The 11,489-nt window shown below is 48.2% G+C and carries 11 protein-coding genes; all 11 read left to right on the forward strand.

Annotation, left to right across the window (positions count from 1 at the left end; all coding sequences use genetic code 11):
• Position 1: 1 nt before the first annotated feature.
• The 11 genes from cbiB to HQN90_RS31465 all read left to right on the forward strand — a co-directional run bounded on the left by cbiB (position 2) and on the right by HQN90_RS31465 (position 11,273).
• Positions 2-979 (forward strand): adenosylcobinamide-phosphate synthase CbiB, encoded by a 978-nt coding sequence (cbiB, locus tag HQN90_RS31415; RefSeq protein ID WP_173226504.1) that lies wholly within the window; start codon positions 2-4, stop codon positions 977-979.
• Positions 952-1,803 carry an adenosylcobinamide-GDP ribazoletransferase gene (gene cobS / locus HQN90_RS31420; protein ID WP_173226474.1) on the forward strand — a complete coding sequence of 284 codons (852 nt, stop codon included), beginning with the start codon at positions 952-954 and terminating at the stop codon, positions 1,801-1,803. The genes cbiB and cobS overlap by 28 nt, the downstream gene beginning before the upstream one ends.
• Before the next feature lie 50 nt (positions 1,804-1,853).
• The gene (gene cobD, locus HQN90_RS31425) at positions 1,854-2,948 is read left to right on the forward strand and encodes a threonine-phosphate decarboxylase CobD (protein WP_173226476.1); all 1,095 of its coding nucleotides are present in this window, start codon (positions 1,854-1,856) and stop codon (positions 2,946-2,948) included.
• A 4-nt stretch (positions 2,949-2,952) separates the two neighbouring features.
• Entirely contained in the window at positions 2,953-4,557 is a 1,605-nt protein-coding gene (locus HQN90_RS31430; RefSeq protein WP_173226478.1) for a cobyric acid synthase, read from the forward strand.
• Positions 4,554-5,123 carry a cob(I)yrinic acid a,c-diamide adenosyltransferase gene (locus HQN90_RS31435; RefSeq protein ID WP_173226480.1) on the forward strand — a complete coding sequence of 190 codons (570 nt, stop codon included), beginning with the start codon at positions 4,554-4,556 and terminating at the stop codon, positions 5,121-5,123. Before HQN90_RS31430 ends, HQN90_RS31435 begins: the two co-directional genes overlap by 4 nt.
• A complete protein-coding gene (locus tag HQN90_RS31440; RefSeq protein ID WP_173226482.1) occupies positions 5,120-6,061 on the forward strand; it encodes an RluA family pseudouridine synthase in 942 nt (313 codons plus the stop codon). The genes HQN90_RS31435 and HQN90_RS31440 overlap by 4 nt, the downstream gene beginning before the upstream one ends.
• 120 nt (positions 6,062-6,181) lie before the next feature.
• Positions 6,182-6,550 carry an arsenate reductase family protein gene (locus HQN90_RS31445; RefSeq protein WP_173226506.1) on the forward strand — a complete coding sequence of 123 codons (369 nt, stop codon included), beginning with the start codon at positions 6,182-6,184 and terminating at the stop codon, positions 6,548-6,550.
• A 1-nt stretch (position 6,551) separates the two neighbouring features.
• Positions 6,552-7,655: a site-2 protease family protein gene (locus tag HQN90_RS31450; RefSeq protein ID WP_420851100.1), complete on the forward strand. Its 1,104-nt coding sequence runs from the start codon at positions 6,552-6,554 to the stop codon at positions 7,653-7,655.
• A gap of 38 nt (positions 7,656-7,693) precedes the next feature.
• Positions 7,694-8,869: an aminotransferase class I/II-fold pyridoxal phosphate-dependent enzyme gene (locus HQN90_RS31455; RefSeq protein WP_173226486.1), complete on the forward strand. Its 1,176-nt coding sequence runs from the start codon at positions 7,694-7,696 to the stop codon at positions 8,867-8,869.
• A gap of 89 nt (positions 8,870-8,958) precedes the next feature.
• Positions 8,959-10,095, forward strand: coding sequence for a DNA sulfur modification protein DndB (locus HQN90_RS31460; RefSeq protein WP_079409352.1), 1,137 nt, complete (start codon positions 8,959-8,961; stop codon positions 10,093-10,095).
• Positions 10,095-11,273, forward strand: a complete 1,179-nt coding sequence (locus HQN90_RS31465) for a DNA sulfur modification protein DndB (protein WP_173226488.1) — start codon at positions 10,095-10,097, stop codon at positions 11,271-11,273. Before HQN90_RS31460 ends, HQN90_RS31465 begins: the two co-directional genes overlap by 1 nt.
• Positions 11,274-11,489 lie beyond the last annotated feature (216 nt).

Below are 11,489 nucleotides of genomic sequence, written 5' to 3' on the forward strand. Positions count from 1 at the left end.
CATGTGGATGTACTCCTGGCAGGAGATCGTCAGCATGACGATTGCTGCCATCGTGATAGACTGGATTGTTGGTGATCCGAAGTGGCCGACCCATCCTGTTATTCATATCGGACGCTGGATACGCGGAATTGAAAAAATGCTGCGCAAAGACACCGATTCACCGGGATGGCTGCGGGCCAAAGGCATTGTGCTAACCGTTTCGACCATAGGCATTAGCTTCCTTAGTGTGATGGTGCTGATTATGGCAGCACGTTCCGTTCATGAATGGCTGGGATATGCGGTGAGCACATGGTTGATTTCAACCACTATTGCCATCAAAGGGCTGAAGGATGCTGCTTATCTCGTGTACAATCCGCTGCGCAAAGGCGAACTCGCCGATGCTCGCAAGTATACCGGCTACATTGTAGGCCGGGATACGGACGAGCTCGGGGAGGAAGAACTGACGCGCGCGGTCGTGGAAACGGTAGCGGAGAACATTGTCGATGCGGTAATCTCGCCGTTATTCTACGCGCTGCTCGGCGGAGCGCCGCTCGCGATGTTATACCGGGCATCGAATACACTGGATTCGATGGTCGGCTACCGAAATGACAGATACCGTCATTTCGGCTGGGCGTCGGCCCGCTGGGACGACGTCATGAACTGGATTCCGGCGCGGCTGACCGGCCTCCTGCTGATTCTCGTCGCTCTGCTGCAGCCGAGCCTTTCGGCGAAGCGTTCGGCCGCAGCCGTCCGCCGCTTCGCGCACTTGCACCCCAGCCCGAACAGCGGAATTCCGGAGTCGGCGGTAGCCGGGGCTCTCGGTATTGAGCTGGGCGGGCTGAATGTCTACGGCGGCGCGGCAAGCGAGCGCGCCCGCCTGGGGTGGCCGCTGCGTCCGCGGACGCAGCGGGATATCGTCTACGCTGTGCGTATGCTCTACGGCGTTAGTTTTGTAGTGATGGGAGGATTGCTATGCATACTGCTCGTGCTTTTGTGCTAGACTGGCTGCGCGCTTGCATAGCAGCCTTTCAATTTCTGACGCGCTTGCCCATACCGGTGCAAATTGATTATACAGAGCGTGTGTTTAGGCGAAGCGTAGTTTTTTATCCGCTCACTGGGTTTGTCATGGGGCTGCTTCTGCTGCTTGCTGGCAAGGGACTTGGCATCGTTCTGCCGCCAATGCCAGCTGCTGCCTTGCTGCTGGGCATATGGGTCGTTTTGAGCGGGGGGCTGCATCTGGATGGCTTGATGGATACGGCTGATGGCATTCTCAGCCATCGTCCCCGCGAGCAGATGCTCGAAATTATGAAAGACAGCCGCGTAGGCGCGATGGGGGTCATCGTCTGCGTCCTGCATTTGCTACTGAAATTTTCTCTGCTGTACACATGGCTGGATCATCCGACGAACAGTGGCAGCTGGGGGAATAGTTTTCTAATCGTTATTGTTCCCATATGGAGCCGCTGGTTTATGGTATTGGCGATTTATGTATGGCCCTATGCGCGTAAGGACAGCGGATTGGGAAGCTTATTTCGCAGCGTGCGCAAAGGACATGTCTTTGCTTCGTTAGGCGTAGCCCTTCTTGCAACTACGATTTTCGTAGGCGGAACACTCCGTGATGGGAACGCCTCTGTTTTGTTCGATTCCACATTTTGGATCATTGTGTGCGGTGCTGTTTTGGGCACGCTTGCAGCTGGCTGGGCTTTCGCAGCGTATATGAGCAGTAAACTAGGCGGGTTAACAGGAGATACCTACGGGGCGCTGAACGAGCTTTTGGAAAGCGTCCTGTTGTTAGGCGTTATATTCGTACCGATCGTACTTGTATAACTAAAATCATGCTCTTTATCATAGATTTTATGATGGGAAGGGGATACGGAATGCTGGAACGCTATGGCCATGGAGGCGATCTCCGAACGGCCGAAGAAGCTTATGGGAAACCGGAGATGGGGTTCCTCGATTTTAGCTCTAATATGAATCCGCTGGGACCTCCCTCGGTTGTCAGGCACATACTCAGGGAGGGATGGCGGGATATTGTTCAATACCCGGATCCTGCCGTTCGCGAGCTGCGCAGCAAGCTTTCGGCCAAGTACAACATTCCGATGGAAAGCATTCTAGTCGGGAATGGAGCAGCAGAGCTGATTGATTTGACAGCCAGAGTTCTGAAGCCGCAGGTGACAGGTCTGGCAAGACCTTCTTTTAGTGAATATGAGGAAGCGGTCCATAAATCTGGAGGCGGGATTTACAATATCCCTCTGCACGCTCAGCATCAATTTGTTTTGCAGCAGCAAGATGTAGAAGCAGCGCAGGCTGAAGTGGATTTATTGTTCCTCGGACACCCCAATAATCCATCTGGCAAGCTGATATCACGCGATGTGTTGGCTATGCTTTTGCAAGGTGATCACCCTTGTGTCTTGGATGAAGCCTTCATGGACTTTGTGCCAAATGAACAGGAGCATTCTCTGCTTCAGCATGCTGCGGAGAGTCAGCGTCTGGTAGTCCTTCGTTCGATGACCAAATTTTATTCGATTCCCGGCATACGTTTAGGCTTTATGGTGGCTCATCCAGACCGTATTAAACTAGCACAGCAGCTTCAAGTACAGTGGAGTGTTAACTATTTGGCTCAACGTATTGGCACGGCCGTACTTGAAGATGAGGCGTTCGAGATCAGCAGCCGGCAGTGGCTTCAGGAAGAAAAACCGTGGCTTATCCAACAGCTTGAGCAGTTGGGACTGGACGTTGTCCATGGTGAAGTGAACTTTTTACTATTTTCGTTTCCTGTTTCGATGGGGGTTACGGTTAAGCAGGCTCAGCAGCATATGGGGCGGCAAGGCATTTTGATTCGAGATGCCTCCTTGTTTGCAGGGCTGAATGAACGTTATTGCCGTGTGGCCGTTCGTCTTCGTGAGGATAATTGCCGGTTAATCGCCGGATTACATACGATGTTATCAGATTTAACGCAGAATCGAGGATAAGGTCATGACGAAAGCGACGTTGCAAGCAGCAACTCTGATGGTTCAAGGAACGGCTTCCGATGTGGGCAAAAGTATTCTAACGGCAGCGATATGCCGTATTCTTGTGCAGGATGGCTGGCAGACCGCACCATTCAAATCTCAAAATATGTCACTGAACTCATACGTGACCTTCGACGGCAAAGAGATTGGCCGAGCCCAAGGTGTCCAAGCCGATGCCTGCGGAATTTTGGCAACGACGGACATGAATCCGATTCTTCTTAAGCCCAAACAAGATATGGTGGCACAGGTCGTTGTTCACGGTGTGCCGTATTCTGATTTGGACGCAAGGACGTATCGTGAATCTTATTTGCCGCAAGCCGAGGTCATTGTGAAGGATGCTTTGGGAAGATTGCGCAGCGAATATGACATTGTTGTGCTTGAAGGGGCGGGAAGCCCGGCAGAGGTGAATTTAAAGGATCGCGATATCGTCAATATGCGCCTCGCTGGATGGGCGGATGCCCCCGTTCTGCTCGTTGCCGATATTGATCGTGGCGGCGTATTTGCTTCTATTGTCGGAACGCTGGAAATTCTGACACCAGAGGAACGCAACCGCGTGAAGGGGTTTATCATCAATAAATTCCGTGGGGATGTGAGCCTCCTGAAGCCCGGTTTAGATTGGCTGGAGGAGCGGACGGGCAAGCCCGTTTTAGGGGTCATTCCATATTTGCCGCAGCTGGGAATTGAAGATGAAGATTCGGCTTCTCTGGACTCCAAAAGAGTGCAAAACAAGCGCCATGAAGCCACGAATGGCAAATCGGCGGATCAGCTGGATGTTGCGGTTATTCGCTTGCCTCGCCTTTCGAACTTCACGGATTTCGATCCGCTTCAAGAGGAGAAAGATGTCCATTTCCGCTACATTACGCACCTCGCCGATTGGGGAGAACCGGATGTTGTGCTGCTTCCAGGCAGCAAGAATACGATGGACGATCTAAGGCACTTGAATGAAAGCGGACTAACAGAGCGGATTCAGGCTTTTGCAAAGCTAGAAAAAGGCTGGGTCGCCGGGATCTGCGCAGGCTATCAGATGCTCGGCAGCAAGCTGTTGGATCCGAATGGATATGAATCGCACCATCCCGAACTGGAAGGCTTAGGACTTCTGCCGACGGAGACGATGTTTACACCGGAGAAACGGACGGTTCAAGTGCAAGGCAAATCTACCCTATTTGCCCCACATGGGACTGAGCTTGCAATTGACGGCTATGAAATCCACATGGGTCGGACGCGTTATTTGCAGGACATGGCAGCACCCTTTCAGATTCGGACAGCTGCGGAGAATGGTGACAGCGATTCAGGTTGGCATGCGGATGGCGCAGCTGTGGAAAAGGGTCGGGTTTGGGGGACCTACTTGCACGGAATCCTGCATAATGATGACTTTCGCAGGGCATGGCTGAATGGCATTCGCGAGCAGAAGGGACTGTCCCCGATTGTCGGCGGACTTCGTTTCAAAGAGCGCAGAGAGGCTGCTTTCGACAGGCTTGCCGATCATGTCAGAAGCCACTTGGATATGCAGCGCGTTTATGAGATGATGGATACAGCAAAGCCTAGGAAAACGGAGGTTGGTAAAGGATGAAAATTTATACGCGTACGGGAGATGCCGGGCAAACAGGTGTAATTGGCGGTCGTGTCGATAAAGACGATGCTCGGGTGGAAGCCTACGGGACAACGGATGAACTGAATTGTCATGTTGGGCAGGCCATGAGCTTCATGGATCCGGAGAAATATCCGGATTTACTGCCGAATTTGCTGCAAATTCAGCATGAAATTTTTGATTGCGGATCGGACTTGGCCTTATTGAAACAAGATCTTCGCCCATATAAAGTAACTTCCGACATGGTTGATGTACTTGAAGCTTGGATTGATCAATATGATCAAGAGACGCCGGATATTACCCGCTTTATTTTGCCGGGAGGCGGGACCGTTTCTTCCACGCTGCACATTTGCCGGACCGTGTGCCGCCGAGCAGAGCGCCGAGTGGTGACGCTGGCTCGCACACAGGAAATTAATCCTGAAGTGCGCCGATATTTGAACCGGCTCTCCGATCTCTTCTTCACAATTGCCCGCACAGCGAATTTCCGTGAAGGTATTGCAGATGTGGAGTACATTCGCAGTGCTGAGGTGTTTAGACGCAAATCATGAGTTATTACGAACCGTTAGTTTACATCGTGCCGCCCGAGGAAGAGGGCTTTATTCTTAAGACTATTTTACAAAAAAGACTGATGGTTTCACGCAAGCTGCTCTCCCGTATTAAGCTGACTGAGCAGGGAATCACTGTGAATGGCGCCAGACAATATATTAACATTAAGGTTCAAGCAGGCGATCGTGTGGAAATTCGGATGGAGGAGGAAGAGTCTGAGGATATTTTGCCGCAGGAGCTTCCTCTGCATATTCTGCATGAAGATGACCATCTGCTGATTCTGGCCAAAGAGTCTGGCATCATTGTACATCCTACTCATGGGCATTATGTGAATACCATTGCGAACGGTGTTGTTCATCATTGGCAGCAAGCCGGGATTACTTGCCGATTCCGCCCTGTTCACCGACTGGATCAAGAAACATCAGGTGTTCTTGCGATTGCCAAGACGCCGTATGTCCATCAACAAATCTCGGAACAGATGATTCAGCATCAGGTGAAAAAGGAATATCTTGCTTTGGTTTGGGGGAATTTCGATGATGCGAAAGGGACAGTCAATGAACCGATTGACCGCGATCCCGAGCAGCCGCATGTTCGCATTGTAACCCCGACCGGCTACAACGCCGTCACCCACTACGAGGTTGTGGAACAATTCAAGCATGCGGCGTTGGTGCGGATTTGGCTGGAAACAGGCAGAACACACCAAATTCGCGTCCATATGCGGCATTTGGGGCATCCGCTGCTGGGAGACAAGATGTATACATTGCCCGAATTCGAGCAGCATGAATGGTCAGCTGAAGTAAGTGGACGGCTGCATCGTCAGGCGCTGCATGCTTTTCGATTAGGTTTCGTTCATCCGGGGACCAGAGAATGGACAGATTATGAAGCTCCCCTGCCATCGGATTTATCCGATTTGCGTATTTGGCTCCAAGAAACGGACTAAAATGACAGAAACCATCCCCTTTTGGATGGTTTTTGTTTAGGTATAACTTGACTTTCGTTTACATTTAGCCCAGAATTTTAAATAGTTCTCATCCTCTTTCAATCATAAAGGAGCTTTCACATCATGCAAGTAAAAGTGTTTTGCTACGATAAATGCGGGACATGCCGTAACGCCATCAAATGGTTAAAGGCCCATGAGGTCGAAATCACCGATAATGTGCCCTTATTCGATACACCGCCTTCTGCCAAGGAGCTTGCCAAGCTGCTCAGCGACAGTGGTCTGGCGATCAAAAAGTTTTTTAATACGTCTGGAGACGTGTATAAAGAAATGAACTTGAAAGACAAGCTGCCAGGCATGTCCGAAGAGCAAATGCTTGATTTATTAGCCTCAAACGGCCGCTTGATCAAACGCCCCATCGTAACAGACGGCCATAAAGTTACGGTAGGCTTCAAAGAACCAGAGTTTGAGGAAGCCTGGGCGAAGGGGTGATGTGAGGTTGGAGGAGAAAAAGAAACCACCACGCAAAAAATCGCCTCTGGCTTTAGGCGGTTTTATCGCCGTCTTACTTTCGCAAGGCAAGCTGCTTTTGGCGGCTTTGAAGTTCGGGAAAGTCGGCGGAGCTATCATCTCCATGTTTGTTACGATATGGGCCTATGCCTTCCTGGCCCCATTGCCTTTTGCCATTGGTATTGTTGTCATGATTCTGATTCATGAGCTTGGTCACGTTCTTGCTGCCAAAATCAAAGGGCTGCCGGTCTCTGGAATTTTATTTATCCCATTTCTTGGTGCTATAACTGCAATGAAAAAGTATCCGACTGATGTTAAAACGGAAGCTTTTATAGCAATTGGCGGTCCCGTTATTGGTACAGTTGGCGGAGTTGCAGCTTTTGGCCTAGGTATTTATATGAATTCGCCTGTGATTGTCTCAGTTGCATATGCTGCATTTTATTTGAATTTAATTAATTTAATACCAATTAATCCCTTGGATGGCGGGAGAATTTCAACAGCTGTTACACGTTGGTTATGGATACTAGGGCTAATCGGCGGACTAGTTTTCATTATCTATTTGGGACACTTTTTGAATCAACTTATTTTCTTTGTCATCTGGGCGATGTTTGCTTGGGATTTGTACAAGAAATATGTGAAGTATAGGAAGCATGAACAAGTTGTATCGGTATCAACGCGCTTCGAATTTGCGGCGGATCACTTGCTGCAGCAAGGTTATATGATTCCTGGGGAGAATCACACCCGTGATCTGGAATATACGACTTATTCGGATTTGCAAGGCGCTGGGGAAGGCAGACAAGTTATCGTGATGTCCTGGCTGGGGATCGGCTTTGAAGGGCATGCCTATTTGCCTCAGCAATCGACCGTGAAAAGGGTCCAACTCGTTAAAGTAGAGCGCGTCCAGAAAGAGAATGGATTTTTCCTAGGGCTCCAAGTCCAAGTGGATTTCTCACCGCTGGGGATTCAAGAACGCTACTACGAGGTACCTGCAAGCACGCGCTGGAAATTTGGAATTGCCTACCTTGGCCTAGTCTTGTTTTTGCTCTATATGATCAGGCTTGTTCATCAAGTAGGTATTATTAGTTAATGCCATTAATTGAAATCAACATAACGAGGAATTGAACCATGACAATAACAGGCTCAAAGCGACTTAGTCAGCTGGGATCTGCTATTTTTTCGGAAGTAGCTGATTGGAAGAGAGAGGTTATGAACCAAGGGGTAGACGTCATAGATTTAGGTATAGGAAGTCCTGACCTTCCACCGTCTACTCGGATTATTGAAGCATTTGTTCAGGCTGTACAGGATCCCTCTCACTATGGTTACCCTACTTCAGAAGGAAGCTTAGCCTTTCGTGAAGCTGTGGCTGGATGGTATCAGCATCGGTTCGGGGTTGCGCTTAACCCGGAAAGTGAAATACTAACCTTGATGGGTTCCCAAGATGGTTTAGCTCACCTAGCGCTTTCTCTCTGCGATCCAGGGGATATAGCTATTGTTCCCGATCCAGGATACCCCATATATTCGGCAAGTCTGGTGCTTGCGGGCGTCGAGTCTTACTTGCTTCCGCTTCGCGCCGAACACAATTATCTACCCCAATTAGAAGACATTCCAGTAGACGTGGCTGCTAAGGCGAAATTCATCCTGCTTAACTATCCAAGCAATCCGCTGTCTGCTGTTGCAGATCGTGCTTTCTTTGAGCAATTGATTGTCTATGCCAAGAAGCATGATTTGCTTGTCGTACATGATTTAGCCTACTCTGAAATGGCTTTCGACGGCTATAAGCCGATGAGCATTTTGGAGATAGAAGGCGCTAAGGAGGTTGCGGTCGAGTTTCATTCTCTATCCAAAAGCTTTAACATGGCAGGTTGTCGAATCGCCTTCCTTACCGGATGTGCAGACGCGGTGAATGCTCTAAAAACACTGAAATCAAATATTGATTATGGTGTATGGGGAGCGATTCAAGCGGCTGGTATTGCCGCACTTGAGGAAGATATGGAGCACGATCATTCGGTTTCCGGCGTTTATGAGAGAAGACGTGATGTATTTATTTCCGCCATGCAAGAAGCTGGCTGGAGGATTACCCCACCGAAGGCTACAATGTTTATCTGGGCCGCTATTCCAAAAGGGTGGACATCTCGACAAATTTCCCGGGAAATGCTTTATCGTGCTGGTGTTGTCGTTATTCCTGGAGATGCTTTCGGGGCAGAAGGTGAGGGCTTTGTGCGAATCGCCTTGGTACAGAATGAAACAAGATTACTTGAAGCGGCAAGGCGAATAGGAGATTGGCTTCAAACACTAGAATGAAATTTAGAGATATTGGTAAAAATAGGAGAATGAGAGACATATCGAATCACTTGAACAAATTACTTTTATAACTTGAAAGGGGTACCTGTATGGATGTCATTTCATCTTTATCTGAGCTTTTAGCTGAACAGAAGCCTTCGTCTTACGTTGAAATTCCTGGCGTATTGGGTCAGACGTTTGGGCAAGCAACAATTGCAGCTACATTACCTATGAGCAAACTATTCTCGATTTATGAAGTTGATTTAGAGGTGCAGCGCGCGATTATTCCACGTAATCTCTCTAAATTGATTGATTATGTGAATTTGTATTTGGAAGATCGCCAACCGATCTATTTCCCAGGCATTATTTTTTCTGCCCGAGGAGCAGGTCATTATGATGATGAGCAGCAGGCTTTGCGATTGCAACCGATTGAGAAATTATATGTCGTAGATGGTCAGCATCGTTTGGCAGCTTTCCAGCGCATCATGGAGACGCTGCAAAGTCAAATGGCACGTGCCAAGGATCGTCGTGAATATGACAAAATGGAAGAAATCACAGAGAAATTACGCCGTTTGTACGCTTTCCCTATTTCAACAATGACGTACCTGGACATTAATGCGCGTCAAGAGCGCCAACTGTTCTCTGATATTAACAAGCTGCCGCGGAAGCTTGGCGGAAACCTTGCTGTATTGCGCGATCAACGCCGATTCTACCATGTTGCTGCAACAGAGCTTGCGGCCAAAGCGCCAGCGATGCAGAAACTGACTGTGGATATGTTCTCTGAACGTGGGAAATCACCCGAGTATTTGTTCTCTTATCATTTGCTGATCGAGATCTTGATCGCCTTATTCGAAGGAAGAATGAAATCAGCAGCTCGTAATAACGGCTATCAATATGAGGATAAAGATCTGCAAGAGCTTGTTTCACTAGGTGGAACTTACTTTAATGGCTTACTGAATTACTTGCCTGAGCCAACCAAAGGCGAAGCGGTATGGTCGGAAAATATTCAAATTGCTTTGGCGCTGTTCATCCATGAAGAAGCAACCAAACCAGGCAAATTCAATCGCTATGCGTTAGAACATGCTTTGAAAATTCTTCCTCATGTGAACTGGAATGGGATTTATGCCGGAGATGAGAAAGATCGCTTGCCAAGACGCACGCGTATTATGAAAGCATATAATTTTATCAAAAGTTTTTATCAAGAACAGAATGCATTTCTGATCAGTGACAAGGAGGACGTGAGCTAATGGAAGGATTGCGCCTGAAAATGACCATTCATCCTTTTTGCGATAAGTTCGGACTTTCAACCGTAGCTTTACGCGTCCAGGATTTGTTGAACTATACGATGATTGACCCGATGGTACAGCGGAAGTTGAGCAATATGCAAAGACGTAAGATCTCTACCTACCTGCAAGAGCGGGAATTGGATCATGTCTTTTTTGGACCTGTGACCCTGTCGCTTCGTGAAGTGAACCAGTTATCCAAAGGGGAGAAGGAATTCCTTCTCAAGCATGGCTCCAAATTGTCTATTTTGGATGGACAGCACCGTATCTTAGCGCTTGGTTATGTGAATGAACAAATGCAGAAGGAAGTTCGACGGTTCGAGAAGAAGCTTGTATTGCTGAAAATTAAGCAGCGTAAGTTTCCGCAAGATGCTGATGTTAAGCAAGAAGTCGAAGAGACGGAAGGCACGATCAATCAGCTTGAAGGCAGACGACTGGATTTGATGGAAACACAGCTTGCTGTGCAAATTTATATTGGCCTCACCGAGGAAGAGGAGCAGCAGCTTTTCGGTGACATCAACTCCAAAGTCCAGCTAGTGAGCAAAGAGCTTGGTCACTCCTTTGATTCCATCGATCCGCTTAATCTGGTGATTCAACAAGTTGTTGATCACAATGTGTACTTGAAGGCTGTTGGCGTCGAGCGTCGCAGTAATTTAACATCGTTTAACCGTAATTTTACGTGCTTCAGCTGGTTGTATGCGACTGCAACGATGCTGTTCTCCGGCAGAATGCAGCCGTCCTATGAGCTGCAGCGTAAAATTCGTCAAGATCCATCCACTTACGTGGAAATTTTACATCAATTTTTCAACACGATTTTGCCGATGATGCCGGAACAGCCAGGCTTGGCTCAATATACGTCCGCGAATCGTGTGATTCAGGAAAGTATCGCGCTTTATGCCAATCGTTTCCTATTCCCGAATGGGCAATATAACGATGAATGGACTTCATGCCTGCAAATTCTTGAGGGCTTTGATTGGTCGCATAATAACGAGGAATTAATCTATGTATTCGGGGCTTTGGATAACGGTAAAATTAACCTTATTCATGAGAAATCACTCAAAAAGCATGCGAAGCTGGTACAATTCTTCTTGGAAGGCACGGATTCCGACAGTGCTTCGGAAGACGAAGTAACAACAGCATAAAGGTAGTCAGCGAACCTTTCTTTCTCAACTCCGGTTGAGTTAGAAAGGTTTTTTAGTATAGGAGTTTTCTCATTCAAAGTCGATCTGAGCCTGCTGAAAAGAGACTGTCGAACAACTCGAATTCCTCCCCTATAATATTGAATTTTTAGTATAATAAAGAAAAACCATGTAGCGAGGGATGGAAAGTGTCCATACAAAATGAGGATGAAAAACAAT

This window comes from Paenibacillus alba (assembly GCF_013204855.1).
Lineage (GTDB): Bacteria > Bacillota > Bacilli > Paenibacillales > NBRC-103111 > Paenibacillus_E > Paenibacillus_E alba.